Raw genomic sequence first — 16349 nt, 5'->3', positions numbered from 1 at the left:
GCACCTCTGCACCGCGCGGGCGGAGATGGGGGCACCACCCAGGCGTCAGCTCTGGGGGAGAACGAAAGGGCCGCAGCATGAGCCTGGATACGGTCAAGCACGCGGCCGGAACCCCGGACGTCGAGCAGCCCTGGAAGGAACTCGGCCTCAAGCAGGACGAGTACGAGCGCATCCGCGAGATCCTCGGCCGCCGTCCCACCGGCGCCGAGCTCGCCATGTACTCCGTCATGTGGTCCGAGCACTGCTCGTACAAGAGCAGCAAGGTCCATCTGAAGCAGTTCGGCGAGAAGGTTCCCGAAAACGACGCCATGCTCGTCGGTATCGGTGAGAACGCGGGCGTCGTCGACGTCGGCCAGGGTTACGCGGTCACCTTCAAGGTCGAGTCGCACAACCACCCGAGCTACATCGAGCCCTACCAGGGCGCGGCCACCGGCGTCGGCGGCATCGTCCGCGACATCCTCGCCATGGGTGCCCGTCCGGTCGCGGTCGTCGACCCGCTGCGCTTCGGCGCCGCCGACCACCCCGACACCAAGCGCGTTCTGCCGGGCGTCGTCGCGGGCATCGGCGGCTACGGCAACTGCCTCGGCCTGCCGAACATCGGCGGCGAGGTCGTCTTCGACGAGTGCTACCAGGGCAACCCGCTGGTCAACGCGGGCTGCATCGGCGTGATGAAGCACGAGGACATCCACCTCGCGCAGGCGTCGGGCCCCGGCAACAAGGTCATTCTGTACGGCGCCCGCACGGGCGGCGACGGCATCGGCGGTGTCTCCATCCTTGCCTCGGAGACCTTCGAGAGCACCGGCCCGGCCAAGCGTCCCGCCGTCCAGGTCGGTGACCCCTTCCAGGAGAAGCTCCTCATCGAGTGCACGCTCGAGATCTTCAAGGAGAAGCTGGTCGCGGGCATCCAGGACCTCGGTGGCGCGGGTCTGTCCTGCGCGACCTCCGAGCTGGCCTCCGCCGGTTCCGGCGGTATGCGCGTCGAGCTCGACACCGTCCCGCTGCGTGATGCGACCCTCTCGCCCGAGGAGATCCTCATGAGCGAGTCGCAGGAGCGCATGTGCGCGATCGTCGAGCCGGACAAGGTCGACCGGTTCATGGAGATCTGCGAGAAGTGGGACGTCATCGCCACCGTCATCGGTGAGGTGACCGAGGGCGAGCGCCTGGAGATCTTCTGGCACGGCGAGCAGATCGTGGATGTGCCGCCGCGTTCGGTGGCCCACGAGGGCCCGACGTACCAGCGTCCGTACGCCCGCCCGGAGTGGCAGGACGCGCTCCAGGCCGACGACGCGAACAAGCTGCCGCGGCCCGCGACTTCCGAGGAACTGCGCGAGCAGGTCCTGAAGCTGGTCGCATCGCCGAACCAGGCGTCGAAGGCGTGGATCACCGACCAGTACGACCGTTTCGTGCAGGGCAACACCGTGCTCGCCCAGCCCGAGGACGCGGGCATGGTCCGGATCGACGAGGAGTCGAACCTGGGCGTGGCCATGGCGACCGACGGCAACGGCCGGTACGCGAAGCTCGACCCGTACACGGGCGCGCAGCTCGCGCTGGCGGAGGCGTACCGCAATGTCGCCGCATCCGGCGCCAGGCCGCTCGCCATCTCGGACTGCCTGAACTTCGGCTCGCCCGAGGACCCGGCCGTGATGTGGCAGTTCGCGGAGGCCACGCGCGGTCTCGCGGACGGCTGTCTGCAGCTCGGCACGCCGGTCACCGGTGGCAATGTCTCGCTCTACAACCAGACCGGTGAGGTCGCGATCCACCCGACGCCCGTGGTGGCCGTCCTCGGTGTGATCGACGACGTCAACCGCCGTACGCCGATCGCCTTCCGCGAGGAAGGGCAACTGCTCTACCTCCTCGGCGACACGCGTGAGGAGTTCGGCGGTTCGGCCTGGTCCCAGGTGATCCACGACCACCTCGGCGGACTGCCGCCGGCCGTGGACCTGGACCGCGAGAAGCTGCTCGGCGAGATCCTGATCTCGGCGTCCCGCGACGGCATGATCGACGCGGCGCACGACCTGTCGGACGGCGGTCTGATCCAGGCGGTCGTCGAGTCCTGCCTGCGCGGCGGCACGGGCGCCCGGCTGGTCGTGCCGGACGGTCTGGACGCCTTCACCTTCCTGTTCAGCGAGTCGGCGGGGCGCGCGGTCGTCTCGGTGCCGCGCAGCGAGGAGCTCCGCTTCAACGACATGTGCGGGGCGCGGGGTCTGCCCGTCACCCGTATCGGTGTCGTGGACGGTGACGAGGTGGATGTGCAGGGCGAGTTCAGCATCGCGCTGAGCGAACTGCGCACGGCTCACGAGGAGACCATCCCCGGTCTGCTGGTCTGACGCCCCACTGCTCTGCTGCGTCCCGCTGCCACCCGGCCGTGGGACGCAGTGCTTTGAGCCGAGATCGCGGCCGTGGGCCCTGTCCGGCCGAACCGAGCCTCCTCGACCGGCGTCGGTATCCAAGCTGCCCGAAGTGAATGAGCACTGACAGAGCAGCGGGGGGAACGACGGTGGACAACGGGTCGCCGCAACCGCAGGCGGGCACGGACCGGGCAGAGTTCGTGGCGGCCCCGCCCCCTGGCAATAGCCGCTGTCGTCACCGGCCTGCTGGCCGGCGGCATCGCCGCCACCACTGACGCCTTCCGCGGAGCCGAACCGCGTACCCGGTCCGCCGACACGGTCGCCAACGCGGCGGCAGCACAGTCCCAGAAGCGGTCGAAGACCCAGGGGGCGCCCTGCCGAACCGGCGCACAGGAGATCCGGAACCGCAAGTTCGTCAAGACCGTCACGGTGTGGGCCGACAAGCCCGGCTATGTGGTCGGCCTTCCCGGACCGGGGAGGGTCAAGTGGAGATGGCCCGCTGCGGCAATTCCGGCAATTCCACCGAGCCGCATGTGCACTTCCAGCTGATGGACGGCCCGGACCTGGACTCGGCCCGGGGCATGCCCTTCAGGTGGCGCGGGATCGGAGTGCCGCCGGCCGGCGAGGCGTTCACCGTCGAGCGACAGCCGGCTCCCTGACCTCTGCGGACTCGGGAGCCCCGGTGGAGAACAGGTTCGGCGACTGAGCCATCCGGTCCTGACCGGCCGTTAGTCTCCTCGCATGCCACCTGCGAAGAAGCGCACCCGCAGCTACGACTCCGCGAAGATCCGTGCCGCCGTCCTCACTCAGTTCGGGCAGGTACACCAGGCGGTCGGCACCCTCCCGCCCGAGCAGCTCGCCCTGCCCACCCGGCTCGGGGACTGGACCGTGCGCGATCTGGCCGGGCACATCGCCATGGCGGTCGGCGCGGTCAGCCGGAGTCTTGAGCAGCCGACGCCCGCGAAGCGGGAAGTCGAGCTGCTGGACTGGCCGTTCGCGACCGCCGCGCACGCCGGGGGCATCTCCGACGACACCAAGGAGATCGCGGCAGGCGCCGAGCCGGAGGAACTGTACGCGCGAACCGCCGCCCGGCTCGCCGAAATTCTGCCCCAGGCCTCCGACGAACGGCTGCTCACCACCCGTGTCGGAGCGATGCGGTTGGGCGACTACCTCGTCACCCGTACCGTCGAACTCATCGTCCACACTGATGACTTGAACGCCGCGACCGGGCTCGGCATCCCGTACGACCGGCAGGCGCTCGCCGCGTGCACCCGTCTGCTCGCCGACGCGCTCGCGGCGAAGGCGCCGGGGGCCTCCACGGAGGTACGGGTGCCGCCGTTCGCCGTCGTGCAGTGCGTCGAGGGCCCGCGGCACACCCGCGGCACCCCGCCCAATGTCGTGGAGACCGACCCGCTGACCTGGATCCGGCTCGCCACCGGGCGTACTCGATGGGCCGAGGAACTGGACGCGGCGAAGGTCAGCGCGAGCGGGGAGCGGGCGGACCTGTCGGGGCTGCTGCCGATTCTCGGCTGAACCCCGGCGGGGAACCGGAGCCCCAGCAGCCCCGTCCCAGGGGTATGCGAAAGCAGCTGAGCATTCCCGTCACCGCCCTGGCTCTCCTCGCACTCGCCGCCTGCGGCACGGAATCGGGTTCCGGTGCCGGCGGCGACGGAGGCGCTTCGGTCAGGACCGACCTGCCTCTCACCGGCGTCCACTGGACCGTCGACAGCGTGACCGTCGACGGCAGGAAGTCTGCGGCCCCGGCCGGCGCGCATGTCGAGATCACCTCCAAGGGCCGCGCCGAGGGCAGCTACGGCTGCAACAGTTTCGGCGCCGATGTCACGGTCAACGGCGACACGATCACCGTGGGCGACGCCGTGATGACCGAGATGGCCTGTGACAAGCGCGTCATGGGCTTCGAGGACGCGCTGCGGTCCGCCTTCTCCGGCAAGCTCAAGGCGAAGATCGCCGACGGCCGGCTCACGCTGACCACCGAGAAGGGCAACTCGATCGCCCTCACCCGCGAGGCGTCGGCCCCGCTGGTCGGCACCAAGTGGTCCGTGAACTCCGTTGTCACCGGCGACACCGCGTCCTCGCTGCCCGCCGGCACGGAAAAGAACGCGCACCTGACCTTCGGCAAGGACGGTTCCGTACGCGGCAACCTCGGCTGCAACAACTTCACCGGCACCGTCAAGATCTCCGGCTCCACGATCACCTTCGGCCGCCTCGCCACCACCCGGATGATGTGCGCGGGCACGGCGCAGCTGCTGGAGAGCCACCTGCTGAAGGTCCTCAAGGGCGATGTGACGTACAAGCTGCAGCACCGGAGCCTGACCCTCACCGCGGCGAACGGCAATGGACTGTCGGCGACGGCGCCGGCTCTCCACACCTGAATCGCCACGCTCCAAAGGGGAGCGGCAGTGTGAAATGCGCAACACGGGGCGGACCGGCTGCCCTATGGACAGACCGGACCACGGAACCGGAATCGAAAGGGCCCCCGAACCCGCGTCAGCAAGCAACTACACGCAGCGACAGCTCGCGCTCGCGACACGGACCAGGTCAACGTGCCGGCGCTCCACCAGCGTGACCGTCCGGTCACCAAGAAGGTTGCATGGGCCAGACGCCGGTCCGAAACGCCGCGTACCTGCCAACGATCGTCCCGCCATGCGGACGCCCGAATGAACCCCCAACTGGCCCCGACGCACGGGCGAAGGCCGACTCCGGCCGCCCCCGCGCGAGCCCCGTCCGGATCCCCAATTCGGACCAGTGGTCGATCTCGCCTACACTCGGTGCCGTGCCACGTGGTGACGGACGACTCAACCACGACCTGCTCCCCGGTGAGAAAGGCCCCCAGGACGCTTGCGGCGTCTTCGGTGTCTGGGCTCCGGGTGAAGAGGTCGCGAAGCTCACTTACTTCGGGCTCTACGCCCTCCAACATCGAGGACAGGAGTCCGCGGGAATCGCGGTGAGCAACGGCTCCCAGATCCTCGTCTTCAAGGACATGGGCCTGGTCTCGCAGGTCTTCGACGAGACCTCCCTCGGCTCCCTCAAGGGCCATATCGCGGTCGGTCACGCCCGCTACTCGACCACGGGCGCCTCCGTGTGGGAGAACGCTCAGCCGACGTTCCGGGCCACCGCCCACGGCTCGATCGCGCTCGGCCACAACGGAAACCTGGTCAACACCGCCCAGCTCGCCGAGATGGTCGCGGAACTCCCCAAGGAGAACGGCCGGGCCACCCAGGTCGCCGCCACCAACGACACCGATCTCGTCACCGCCCTCCTCGCGGGCCAGGTCGACGACGACGGCAAGCCGCTGACCATTGAAGCGGCCGCCGCCAGGGTGCTCCCGGACGTCAAGGGCGCGTTCTCCCTGGTCTTCATGGACGAGGGCACCCTGTACGCCGCCCGCGACCCGCAGGGCATCCGCCCTCTGGTGCTCGGCCGCCTCGAGCGCGGCTGGGTCGTCGCGAGCGAGTCCGCCGCCCTCGACATCTGCGGCGCCAGCTATGTCCGCGAGATCGAGCCGGGTGAGCTCATCGCCATCGACGAGAACGGCATCCGCACCTCCCGCTTCGCAGAAGCGAAGCCCAAGGGCTGTGTCTTCGAGTACGTCTATCTGGCGCGCCCGGACACCGACATCGCGGGCCGGAACGTCTACCTCTCCCGCGTGGAGATGGGCCGCAGGCTCGCCAAGGAAGCCCCGGTCGAGGCCGATCTGGTGATAGCGACGCCGGAGTCCGGCACCCCCGCCGCCATCGGCTACGCCGAGGCGAGTGGAATCCCCTACGGCTCCGGTCTGGTGAAGAACGCCTACGTCGGCCGCACCTTCATCCAGCCGTCCCAGACGATCCGCCAGCTCGGCATCCGCCTCAAGCTGAACCCCCTCAAGGAAGTCATCCGGGGCAAGCGCCTGGTTGTCGTGGACGACTCGATCGTCCGCGGCAACACCCAGCGCGCCCTGGTCAAGATGCTCCGCGAGGCGGGCGCCGCCGAGGTCCACATCCGGATCTCGTCCCCGCCGGTCAAGTGGCCCTGCTTCTTCGGCATAGATTTCGCGACCCGCGCCGAACTGATCGCGAACGGCATGACGATCGAAGAGATCGGCGCGTCGCTGGGCGCGGACTCGCTCTCGTACATCTCGCTCGACGGCATGATCGAGGCGACCACGATCGACAAGCCGAACCTCTGCCGCGCCTGCTTCGACGGCGAGTACCCGATGGAGCTTCCCGACCCCGAGCTGCTCGGCAAGCAGCTCCTGGAGACCGAGCTGGCGGGCGGCACCGACGCCGCCGACGCGCTCCGTCGCCCGTAGTCCCCTGCAGTACGACACGAAAGTTCTCCAGCATGCCTGCTGAATCTTCTGAGCGTGCTCCGCACGCGGGCACCGGTGCCAGCTACGCGGCCGCGGGCGTCGACATCGAAGCGGGCGACCGCGCCGTCGAGCTGATGAAGGAATGGGTGAAGAAGACCCGGCGCCCCGAGGTCCTCGGCGGCATCGGCGGCTTCGCCGGTCTCTTCGACGCCTCGGCCCTCAAGCGGTACGAGCGCCCGCTGCTCGCCTCCGCCACCGACGGCGTCGGCACGAAGGTCGACCTCGCCCGCAGGATGGGCGTGTACGACACGATCGGCCACGACCTCGTGGGCATGGTCGTCGACGACCTGGTCGTCTGCGGCGCCGAGCCGCTCTTCATGACCGACTACATCTGCGTCGGCAAGGTGCACCCCGAGCGGGTTGCCGCCATCGTCAAGGGCATCGCCGAGGGCTGCGTCCTGGCCGGCTGCGCGCTGGTCGGCGGCGAGACCGCCGAGCATCCCGGGCTGCTGGGCGAGGACGACTTCGACGTCGCCGGCGCCGGTACGGGAGTCGTCGAGGCCGACCGCCTGCTGGGCGCGGATCGTATCCGTACGGGTGACGCGGTCATCGCCATGGCGTCCTCCGGCCTTCACTCCAACGGGTACTCGCTGGTCCGCCACGTCCTGTTCGACCGGGCGAACATGTCCCTGGACCAGCAGGTCGAGGAGTTCGGCCGGACGCTGGGCGAGGAGCTGCTCGAGCCCACCAAGATCTACTCGCTGGACTGCCTGGCGCTCACCCGGACCACCGAGGTGCACGCCTTCAGCCACGTCACCGGCGGCGGTCTCGCGAACAACCTCGCCCGGGTCATTCCGGACGGGCTGCACGCGATCGTGGATCGCTCGTCGTGGACCCCGAGCCCGGTCTTCGACCTCGTCGGCAAGGCCGGTCAGGTCGAGCGTCTGGAGCTGGAGAAGACCCTCAACATGGGCGTGGGCATGATCGCCGTCGTCCCCGAGGAGTCGGTGGACGCGGCGCTGACCACGCTCGCGGACCGTGGCGTCGACGCATGGGTCGCCGGAGAGATCACCGAGCGCGGTGACCACGCGACCGGCGCGACCCTGACGGGTACCTACGCACAGTGAGAGCGGCCGCAAGCTGAACAGCACAGAACCCGGTCCGGGGGCAGCCCCGGACCGGGTCGGTGTGTCAGTGCAACGTCAAGCGCCGCGGCGCTGTGACGACGGACCGGACTCGTCGTCCTCGTCATCGTCGTCGTTGTACAGATCCGCGTACTGTGCGTACGGGTCGTCTTCCTCGTCGTCGTCCTCGAACGGCTCGCCGTTCGGAGGCTGACTCGAAGTCGAAGCGCCCAGCTCGTTGGCCAGACGCGACAGGTCAGTCCCGCCGCTGTTGTACTTCAGCTGGCGGGCGACCTTTGTCTGCTTGGCCTTGGCCCGGCCGCGCCCCATGGCTCGACCCCCTCGGTGACGGGGCTCGACGGCCCCAGAGTCTTGACACGCGTTCATGATTCAGAACGGGCTCTCCGTGGAGAGACCGGTCCGTAGGGCTTCAACGGTACCTGCTTCCGCGGCCATACGGTACGCCGCCCGCATGACGCGCCACTTCGCAGAACCCGCGAGGAGCCCCGTCCTCGCTGGTCAACTGCGATTTTAACCTCTTCTTGGCAGTCGACCCGCCGACCGGGGTGAGTCTTGTCTCCCAGGTCGGCGGGCCGGGCCCGGCAAGGGTCAGCGCCGACGGGCCTCCGCCATGCGCTGCTCGGCGATCCGGTCCGCCGCGGCGGCCGGCGGAATGCCGTCTTCCTTCGCACGCGCGAATATTCCCAGCGTGGTGTCGAAGATCTTCGCCGCCTTCGCCTTGCAGCGGTCGAAGTCGAAGCCGTGCAGCTCGTCGGCGACCTGGATCACTCCGCCGGCATTGACCACATAGTCGGGGGCGTAGAGGATCCCGCGGTCCGCGAGGTCCTTCTCGACACCCGGGTGCGCGAGCTGGTTGTTGGCCGCGCCGCAGACCACCTTGGCGGTGAGCGCGGGCACGGAGTCGTCGTTCAGCGCGCCGCCGAGCGCACACGGGGCGTAGACGTCCAGACCAGCCGTACGGATCAGGGCTGCGGTGTCCGCGACCGCTGTGACCTGCGGGTGCTTGTCGAGAATCCCGCGTACGGACTCCTCGCGCACATCCGTGATCACGACCTCGGCGCCGTCCTGCAGCAGATGCTCGACCAGGTGGCGGCCGACCTTGCCGACCCCCGCGATGCCGACCTTGCGGCCGTGCAGCGTCGGGTCGCCCCACAGTTGCTGGGCGGAGGCCCGCATGCCCTGGAAGACGCCGTAGGCGGTCAGCACGGACGAGTCGCCGGCGCCGCCGTTCTCGGGGGAGCGACCGGTGGCCCAGCGTGTCTCGCGGGCCACGACGTCCATGTCGGCGACGTACGTACCGACGTCGCAGGCCGTCACATAGCGACCACCGAGGGAGTCCACGAAGCGGCCGTAGGCGAGCAGCAGCTCATCGGTCTTGATCCGCTCGGGATCACCGATGATCACGGCCTTGCCGCCGCCGTGATCGAGTCCGGCCATGGCGTTCTTGTACGACATCCCCCGGGAGAGGTTCAGCGCGTCCGCGACGGCCTCTTCCTCGGTGGCGTACGGGTAGAAGCGGGTGCCGCCGAGGGCCGGGCCCAGGGCGGTCGAGTGGATGGCGATGACGGCTTTCAGGCCGGAGGCGCGGTCCTGGCACAGCACGACTTGCTCGTGGCCGCCCTGGTCGGATCGGAACAGGGTGTGCAGGACGCCGTCGGTCAGATCGGTCACGGTGGTGACTCCCAAGTACGAAGCGGCGGATGAAGGGCCTCCTGCGGGTGGGGAAGGCCCAGTTGGGGATGAGGGTAAGTCCTACGCGTGCGTAGATCCGACGCAGTGCTGAGGATCACCCCCTGGCGGAGTACCGGCGTGGAAGGATTTGCCGCATGCCAGCGCTGTCCTCGGTCCTCGTCCCGTACGCGGCCTACCTGCGGGTGTACGAGCCGCTGGCGGCCTTTCCCGAGCCGGAACGGGGCCACTGGGCCCGCTACGCCCGCCGGGAGCGCACCCCCACCGCGCAGGACGAACTGCGACGCTCGCTGGCCGACTTGCTGCCGACCCCGCCGGTCCCTGTGCCGGTCCACGAGAGCGGCGACGCCTTTGTGGCGGAGGTGGACGGGGTGGTGTGCGTCTGCCCCTGGCGGACCCGGCTGCGTGGCTGGCTGGCGCTGGAGGAGCTCTCCGAGCAGCTTCCGGCGCCGCTGCTGGACGCGGTGCTGCCGCCGGTGGTGCGCGGGCAGGCGGCCGCGGACTACGAGCAGTGGCGCGAGCGCAACCCCGACGCCCGGCCGTGGATCAGAACGGCGGTCTGGCAGGTGCCGGTGCGCTGGTTCGTGCTCTTCTCGGACGACGAGCGGGAGTACGAGCCGGCCGGGACGGCTGCCCCGCGCATGCGCTACCGGACGCCCATGGTGCAGGCCAGGCGCCGGGTGGCGCGGGCGCTGAAGACGCTGCGGGACACGATCGACGAGGGCCCGCTGACCGAGGGCCTGGTAGATGTGGGGCGGTGGCTGGAGGAGTTCCATCCCCGTTCCCTGGTCGAGCTGGACTACGGCGGCCTGGTGCACGCTCTGACCGGAGTGCAGCTCGACGAGGATCACTCGGCCGCAGATCTGGCCGCGGGGATCGCGGCGCTGCAGGCCGGCGACGGCGAGGGGGCGGGCGAGGCATACGCCCGTCTGGTCGATCGATGGCGCGCTGTGAGGGACCTTCAGTTCGCCAACTGAGCGTTTCTGGCGATCATTGAGCATCATTGACTCCCTCGGCCCGGGACGTAGGTCCCGTACCGGGCCTTTGTCTCAAGCGTGACGGACGGCACTTACCTGGGCCTTGCGCCCATCACCTACCCTCGTGTCAAAATAGGACAAGGAGCCCGGGGGAGGCTCCTTCCGTCCAACTATGGTCGGAATTCTCGGCATTGCGCACTGTGGGGGGTCTGGTGACTCCTGATCGCTCTGTGACTGATCGTCACTGTGGCGTGACTGTCCGCTATGGCATGGTCCATCGGACTTCCGCCGTTGATGGACACCTCAGAGGGCAATTCCATCGGTTTGGCCGACGTGGCTGGACGGATGGTGTAGTTGTAGTGCCGAGGACAAGCCGTTCGTCCTATAACCGACTCGACCCGCGTCCGCCATTTCGGGCAACGCGGGTCAAGGTGCAGAATTTAGAGGAAAGAACCGAGAAGGTTCGGTTCTCCCGAGGAGGCCGCTCATGACCGCTCGCACCCCTGATGCCGAGCCGCTGCTGACCCCGGCTGAGGTTGCCACGATGTTCCGCGTGGACCCGAAGACGGTCACCCGCTGGGCCAAGGCAGGCAAGCTCACGTCCATCCGCACGCTCGGTGGACATCGTCGGTACCGCGAGGCAGAGGTCCGCGCACTGCTTGCGGGTATTCCGCAGCAGCGTAGCGAGGCCTGAACACCCACTGATCGGGCATTTTCGGGACCCCCATCCCGGCAAGCCCACCTATAGCTCCACATGACGGTCGTCTGCCCCAACGGACACTTCGTCATTGATCGCGCTGGACTCCGCCGGGTCCAGCGCGATTTTTCTTTGTGCCCGGGGATGGGTGGGGATGCGTCTGGATGGGTGGGGAAGGGGGGCGCGCGGTTGCCCGGGGAGGTGCTCAGCAGGTGGTGCAATTGCACATATTAAATTGGTTGGTTGTAGGAAGGGGGTAAGTTACCCGGTTCCGGAAACGGATTCGGTGACACCCGTCACACTGCACAACTCTTGCCATCTCAGGGCCCGTCAGTCAGGGGGTTGGGCCTCGGTCCTCCGGCTGCGGGGTGCTTGCGGAGGGTTCCATGGCGAACCGTTGGAGGCGATGGCAGATGGGGCAGTGCCGCGTGAGGTGGCGATAGCCGGATGCGGCCTTCAGATGGGCGCGCAGAAGCGCCTTGGTCTCGTGCTGCCTCGCTGCGGACGCCGCCATGCACGTCACCTCCGGTGTGTGCCGTCCCTTATGGATTGGGTACCGGTGGCAGATGACGCCGTCAAGACGGCGGGACGACGGTTGCGGCGGGTGTGACGCGTGGGCAGGGTGAGCCGGGGCTCCGCCCCGGACCCGGTCCTCAATCGCCGGACGGGCGGAAATTCAGCCCGTCTGGGGGTCCCTCCGGGCGAAGTCTGGGGGAGATTGAGGACAACGCCCGAAGGGCGTACCGGGGTCCAGGGGTGAAGCCCTGGGGGCCACGCCGCGAAGCCGGCGCGCGGGGGCCTGGGGGCCTGCCCCACCACGCGGCGGAGCCGCAACCTCGACACAGCGGGAAGGGGCGGGGCAGGGAAAGCCGCCGGACACGGCCCGGCGCAGCGCACACGCCGAAGGCCCGCGTCCATCGCTGGATGCGGGCCTTCGTCATCACTGCGGTCCTGACGGGATTTGAACCCGCGGCCTCCACCTTGACAGGGTGGCGAGCACTCCAAACTGCTCCACAGGACCAGGTTTCGCAGCCCTCATGTGCGTTGGCTGCGAGAGAGACTGTACAGCAGCTCAGGTCGTGCGGTCGAACCCGATGCAAGCCGCCCCGCCGTCACGGCGCCGCCGCGTCGATCGCCTTCACGATGCGCTTGTCCGAGACCGGCTGCGCCGTGCCCAGCGCATGCGCGAAGTAGCTCACCCGCAGCTCCTCGATCATCCAGCGGATGTCCAGGACCTCCTGCGGAACCGGGCGCCCCTGCGGCATCTGCTCCAGCAGCCAGGCGTACTCGTCCTGCATCTCGTGCACCTTCTCCATGCGTGTCGTGTCGCGCTGGACAGCCGTCGGCATCTGCTGCAGGCGGCGGTCCACGGCGACCAGGTAGCGCATCAGGTCGGGCAGGCGGCGGAGACCGGTCGCGGTGACGAAGCCGGCCGGCATCAGGGCCGCCAGCTGCTCCCGTACGTCCTGGACGTTCTTGACCAGCGCCAGGCTGTTCGTGGCCTTCAGACGGCGCTCGCACGCCTGCCACGCGGCCAGGATCTGCTGGACCTGGTCCACCGTCCGTACGGTCGTGTCCACGAGGTCCGCCCGGACCTTGTCGAACAGCTTGCGGAACGACTCCTCGTCCCACGCGGGCCCGCCGTGGTCGGCGATCAGCTTGTCCGTCGCCGCCATCGCGCAGTCGTCGAAGAGCGCCTGGATCGAGCCGTGCGGATTGCGGGACAGCGCCAGCTTGTGCTGGTTGGTCAGCTTGTCCGAGGCGAACTTGGCGGGATTCACCGGGATGTTGAGCAGGATCAGCCGCCGCGTGCCCCGCCACATCGCCTGCTGCTGCTCGGCCTCGGTGTCGAAGAGGCGTACGGAGACGCTCTCGCCGTCGTCGACCAGCGCCGGGTATGCCTTGACCGGCTGGCCGGCGCGCCGGGTCTCGAAGACGCGCGACAGCGTGCCGATCGTCCAGTCCTTCAGGCCCGAGCGCTCGATGGACTCGCCCGAGGGCCCCGCGGTCGCCGCCGCGGCTTGGGACAGCGCCTGGCGTGCCTTCGGCTTCAGCTGGAGCTTCAGCGCCTCCAGGTCCTTGCCCTCGGCGAGCTTCTTACGGCGCTCGTCCACGATCCGGAACGTGATCTTGAGATGGTCCGGGATCCGGCCCAGATCGAAGTCGTCCGCGGTGACCGGGACGCCGACCATGCGCTGCAGCTCACGGGCGAGCGTGGTGGGCAGCGGCTCCTGGAGGGGCACAGCCCGCTCCAGGAAGGCCTTCGCGTAGTTCGGAGCCGGGACGTAGTGCCGGCGGATCGGCTTGGGGAGCGAGCGGATCAGCTCCATCACCACGTCCTCGCGCAGGCCCGGGATCTGCCAGTCGAAGCCTTCGGAAGTGACCTGGTTCAGCACCTGCAACGGAATGTGGACGGTCACCCCGTCCGCGTCCGCGCCCGGCTCGAACTGGTACGTCACACGGAACTTCAGCCGCCCCTGCCACCAGGAGTCCGGATAGTCGTCCTTGGTGACCGACCCGGCCTTCTCGTTGATGAGCATCTCGCGCTCGAAGTCGAGAAGTTCGGGCGAGTCCTTGCGCTTGTGCTTCCACCAGGAGTCGAAGTGCGCGCCGGACACCACATGTTCGGGAACGCGCTGGTCGTAGAAGTCGAAGAGCGTCTCGTCGTCCACCAGGATGTCGCGGCGGCGGGCGCGGTGTTCCAACTCCTCGACCTCGGTGAGGAGTTTGCGGTTGTCCGCGAAGAACTTGTGGTGCGTACGCCAGTCACCCTCGACCAGCGCGTTGCGGATGAAGAGATCGCGCGAGGTCTCGGGGTCGATGCGCCCGTAGTTCACCTTGCGCTGGGCGACGATCGGCACGCCGTACAGCGTGACCCGCTCGTACGCCATCACGGCGGCCGCGTCCTTCTCCCAGTGCGGCTCGCTGTAGGTGCGTTTGATCAGATGCCCGGCGAGCGGCTCGATCCACTCGGGCTCGACCTTGGCGTTGACGCGGGCCCACAGCCGGGACGTCTCGACCAGCTCCGCCGACATGACGAAGCGCGGGGGCTTCTTGAAGAGCGCCGAGCCGGGGAAGACCGCGAACTTGGCGCCGCGCGCGCCCAGATACTCGTTCTTGTCGGTGTCCTTGAGGCCGATGTGCGAGAGCAGGCCGGCCAGCAGCGAGGTGTGCACGGACTGCTCGGGAGCGGCCGCGTCGGCCGAGGGCTCCTCGAGATGCATGCCCATCTGCTTGGCGACCGTACGCAGCTGGGCGTAGATGTCCTGCCACTCGCGGATGCGCAGGAAGTTCAGATACTCCTGCTTGCACATCCGGCGGAAGCTGGAGGAGCCGCGCTCCTTCTGCTGCTCGCGGATGTACCGCCACAGGTTGAGGTAGGCGAGGAAGTCGGAGGTCTCGTCCTTGAAGCGGGCGTGCTGCTGGTCGGCCTGCGTCTGCTTGTCGGCGGGCCGCTCGCGCGGGTCCTGGATGGAGAGCGCGGCCGCGATCACCATGACCTCGCGTACACAGCCGTTCTTGTCGGCCTCGATGACCATCCGGGCCAGCCGCGGGTCGACCGGCAGCTGCGAGAGCTTGCGGCCGAGCTGGGTGAGCTTCTTCCTGGGGTCCTTCTGCGCCGGGTCGAACGCGCCCAGTTCCTGCAGCAGCTGGACGCCGTCACGGATGTTGCGGTGGTCCGGCGGGTCGATGAAGGGGAACTTCTCGATGTCGCCGAGGCCGGCCGCGGTCATCTGGAGGATGACGGAGGCCAGATTCGTCCGCAGGATCTCGGCGTCCGTGAACTCCGGGCGGGAGAGGAAGTCGTCCTCGTCGTACAGCCGGATGCAGATGCCGTCCGACGTACGGCCGCAGCGGCCCTTGCGCTGGTTGGCGCTGGCCTGGCTGATCCGCTCGATGGGCAGGCGCTGGACCTTGGTGCGGTGGCTGTAGCGGGAGATACGGGCGGTGCCCGGGTCGATCACGTACTTGATGCCGGGGACGGTCAGCGAGGTCTCGGCGACATTGGTGGCCAGGACGATCCTGCGGCCGGTGTGGGGCTGGAAGACACGGTGCTGCTCGGCGTGCGAGAGCCGCGCGTACAGCGGCAGTACCTCGGTGAATCTGTACTGCTTCTTGTTGAGCGCGTCCGCGGTGTCGCGGATCTCGCGCTCGCCGGAGAGGAAGACCAGGATGTCGCCCTTGCCCTCGGTCTGGAGCTCCTCGACGGCGTCGCAGATCGCGGTGATCTGGTCCCGGTCGGAGTCGTCGCTGTCCTCTTCGAGGAGCGGGCGGTAGCGGACCTCCACGGGGTACGTACGGCCGCTGACCTCAACGATCGGGGCGTTGCCGAAGTGCCGGGAGAAGCGGTCCGGGTCGATCGTCGCGGAGGTGATGATCACCTTGAGATCGGGGCGCTTGGGCAGCAGCTGGGCGAGATAGCCGAGCAGGAAGTCGATGTTGAGGGACCGCTCGTGGGCCTCGTCGATGATGATCGTGTCGTACGCGCGCAGCTCGCGGTCCGTCTGGATCTCGGCGAGCAGGATGCCGTCCGTCATCAGCTTGACGAAGGTGTCGTTGCTGACCTGGTCGGTGAAGCGGACCTTCCAGCCGACGGCCTCGCCGAGGGGGGTCCGCAGCTCCTCCGCGACCCGTTCGGCGACGGTGCGGGCGGCGATCCTGCGCGGCTGCGTATGGCCGATCATGCCGCGTACGCCCCGGCCGAGCTCCAGAGCGATCTTCGGGATCTGGGTCGTCTTGCCCGAGCCGGTCTCGCCCGCGACGATCACGACCTGGTGGTCCCGTATCGCCTCGAGAATCTCGTCCCGCTTCTGGCTGACGGGCAGCTGCTCGGGGTACGTGATCTCCGGCACCCGGGCGGCGCGCGTGGCCGTGCGGGCGGCGGAATGCTCGGCCTCGGCGGCGATCTCGTCCAGCACGGCCTGCCGAGCCTCGGGCTTACGGATGCGGCGGGCGCCTTCGAGACGGCGGCCGAGCCGGTGGGCGTCGCGCAGTGACGCCCCGGCCAGCAGGGTCTGAAGGTCTGTGAAGGAAGTAGACATACGGACCCCAGGATCGCACCCCCGGGAAACCACTGGCGAACGCATTTAGCCCCCGAGCGGTGCGGTGTGGACCAGATCCGTCCACTTCCGAAGCAACTTCCGAAAAACTTCGACAGCAAGAGGAATCACGCTCATACGG

12 protein-coding genes, 1 tRNA gene and 1 pseudogene are annotated in these 16349 nt (G+C 68.7%); 8 read left to right on the top strand and 6 right to left on the bottom strand.

Annotated elements, in window-relative coordinates:
* The first annotated feature begins 77 nt into the window (after positions 1–77).
* From purL to ACI2LP_RS15045, 4 genes and pseudogenes are all read left to right on the top strand, one after another.
* On the top strand, positions 78–2327 hold the full coding sequence (purL, locus tag ACI2LP_RS15060; RefSeq protein WP_404724969.1) for a phosphoribosylformylglycinamidine synthase subunit PurL: 2250 nt from the start codon (positions 78–80) through the stop codon (positions 2325–2327).
* Between the two features lie 509 nt (positions 2328–2836).
* A pseudogene (locus ACI2LP_RS15055) lies at positions 2837–3007 on the top strand (M23 family peptidase); the annotation flags it as partial.
* Between the two features lie 82 nt (positions 3008–3089).
* The gene (locus ACI2LP_RS15050; protein WP_404724968.1) at positions 3090–3881 is read left to right on the top strand and encodes a sterol carrier family protein; all 792 of its coding nucleotides are present in this window, start codon (positions 3090–3092) and stop codon (positions 3879–3881) included.
* A 44-nt stretch (positions 3882–3925) separates the two neighbouring features.
* Positions 3926–4741, top strand: coding sequence for an META domain-containing protein (locus tag ACI2LP_RS15045; RefSeq protein WP_404724967.1), 816 nt, complete (start codon positions 3926–3928; stop codon positions 4739–4741).
* 126 nt (positions 4742–4867) lie between these two features.
* Here ACI2LP_RS15045 and ACI2LP_RS15040 read toward each other — a convergent pair whose 3' ends face one another.
* A complete protein-coding gene (locus ACI2LP_RS15040; protein WP_404724966.1) occupies positions 4868–5014 on the bottom strand; it encodes a putative leader peptide in 147 nt (48 codons plus the stop codon).
* A gap of 128 nt (positions 5015–5142) precedes the next feature.
* On the opposite strand from ACI2LP_RS15040, the gene purF reads away from it, so the two are divergent.
* Together purF and purM are read left to right on the top strand one after the other, a co-directional pair.
* Positions 5143–6660, top strand: coding sequence for an amidophosphoribosyltransferase (gene purF / locus ACI2LP_RS15035; protein WP_404724965.1), 1518 nt, complete (start codon positions 5143–5145; stop codon positions 6658–6660).
* A 32-nt stretch (positions 6661–6692) separates the two neighbouring features.
* Complete coding sequence (gene purM / locus ACI2LP_RS15030; RefSeq protein ID WP_404724964.1) at positions 6693–7787, top strand: phosphoribosylformylglycinamidine cyclo-ligase; 1095 nt, start codon at positions 6693–6695, stop codon at positions 7785–7787.
* A gap of 75 nt (positions 7788–7862) precedes the next feature.
* On the opposite strand, the gene ACI2LP_RS15025 is transcribed toward purM, so the two are convergent.
* Positions 7863–8114 (bottom strand): DUF3073 domain-containing protein, encoded by a 252-nt coding sequence (locus ACI2LP_RS15025; protein WP_360873139.1) that lies wholly within the window; start codon positions 8112–8114, stop codon positions 7863–7865.
* 279 nt (positions 8115–8393) lie between these two features.
* The gene (locus ACI2LP_RS15020; protein WP_404724963.1) at positions 8394–9476 is read right to left on the bottom strand and encodes a Leu/Phe/Val dehydrogenase; all 1083 of its coding nucleotides are present in this window, start codon (positions 9474–9476) and stop codon (positions 8394–8396) included.
* Between the two features lie 155 nt (positions 9477–9631).
* On the opposite strand from ACI2LP_RS15020, the gene ACI2LP_RS15015 reads away from it, so the two are divergent.
* A complete protein-coding gene (locus tag ACI2LP_RS15015; RefSeq protein ID WP_404724962.1) occupies positions 9632–10471 on the top strand; it encodes a hypothetical protein in 840 nt (279 codons plus the stop codon).
* 487 nt (positions 10472–10958) lie between these two features.
* On the top strand, positions 10959–11165 hold the full coding sequence (bldC, locus tag ACI2LP_RS15010; protein ID WP_003949541.1) for a developmental transcriptional regulator BldC: 207 nt from the start codon (positions 10959–10961) through the stop codon (positions 11163–11165).
* Between the two features lie 337 nt (positions 11166–11502).
* Here bldC and ACI2LP_RS15005 read toward each other — a convergent pair whose 3' ends face one another.
* From ACI2LP_RS15005 to hrpA, 3 genes are all read right to left on the bottom strand, one after another.
* The gene (locus tag ACI2LP_RS15005) at positions 11503–11682 is read right to left on the bottom strand and encodes a DUF6274 family protein (RefSeq protein WP_404724961.1); all 180 of its coding nucleotides are present in this window, start codon (positions 11680–11682) and stop codon (positions 11503–11505) included.
* Positions 11683–12114: 432 nt separating this feature from the next.
* A tRNA-Asp gene (locus ACI2LP_RS15000) sits at positions 12115–12189 on the bottom strand.
* Positions 12190–12280: 91 nt separating this feature from the next.
* Complete coding sequence (gene hrpA / locus ACI2LP_RS14995; RefSeq protein WP_404724960.1) at positions 12281–16210, bottom strand: ATP-dependent RNA helicase HrpA; 3930 nt, start codon at positions 16208–16210, stop codon at positions 12281–12283.
* Positions 16211–16349 lie beyond the last annotated feature (139 nt).

The sequence above is a fragment of the Streptomyces sp. NPDC019890 genome (assembly GCF_044903445.1).
Taxonomy (GTDB): domain Bacteria; phylum Actinomycetota; class Actinomycetes; order Streptomycetales; family Streptomycetaceae; genus Streptomyces.
Note: the sequence above shows the minus strand (reverse complement) of the source record. Positions and strands in the feature narration are given on the sequence as shown.

What these genes read in the sequence shown, in the direction of transcription:
- purM (WP_404724964.1), top strand. Translation starts at nt 6,693, where the DNA reads ATGCCTGCTGAATCTTCTGAGCGTGCTCCGCACGCGGGCACCGGTGCC.
- hrpA (WP_404724960.1), bottom strand. Translation starts at nt 16,210, where the DNA reads ATGTCTACTTCCTTCACAGACCTTCAGACCCTGCTGGCCGGGGCGTCA.
- ACI2LP_RS15005 (WP_404724961.1), bottom strand. Translation starts at nt 11,682, where the DNA reads ATGGCGGCGTCCGCAGCGAGGCAGCACGAGACCAAGGCGCTTCTGCGC.
- ACI2LP_RS15015 (WP_404724962.1), top strand. Translation starts at nt 9,632, where the DNA reads ATGCCAGCGCTGTCCTCGGTCCTCGTCCCGTACGCGGCCTACCTGCGG.
- ACI2LP_RS15050 (WP_404724968.1), top strand. Translation starts at nt 3,090, where the DNA reads ATGCCACCTGCGAAGAAGCGCACCCGCAGCTACGACTCCGCGAAGATC.
- bldC (WP_003949541.1), top strand. Translation starts at nt 10,959, where the DNA reads ATGACCGCTCGCACCCCTGATGCCGAGCCGCTGCTGACCCCGGCTGAG.
- purL (WP_404724969.1), top strand. Translation starts at nt 78, where the DNA reads ATGAGCCTGGATACGGTCAAGCACGCGGCCGGAACCCCGGACGTCGAG.
- ACI2LP_RS15025 (WP_360873139.1), bottom strand. Translation starts at nt 8,114, where the DNA reads ATGGGGCGCGGCCGGGCCAAGGCCAAGCAGACAAAGGTCGCCCGCCAG.
- ACI2LP_RS15040 (WP_404724966.1), bottom strand. Translation starts at nt 5,014, where the DNA reads ATGGCGGGACGATCGTTGGCAGGTACGCGGCGTTTCGGACCGGCGTCT.
- ACI2LP_RS15045 (WP_404724967.1), top strand. Translation starts at nt 3,926, where the DNA reads ATGCGAAAGCAGCTGAGCATTCCCGTCACCGCCCTGGCTCTCCTCGCA.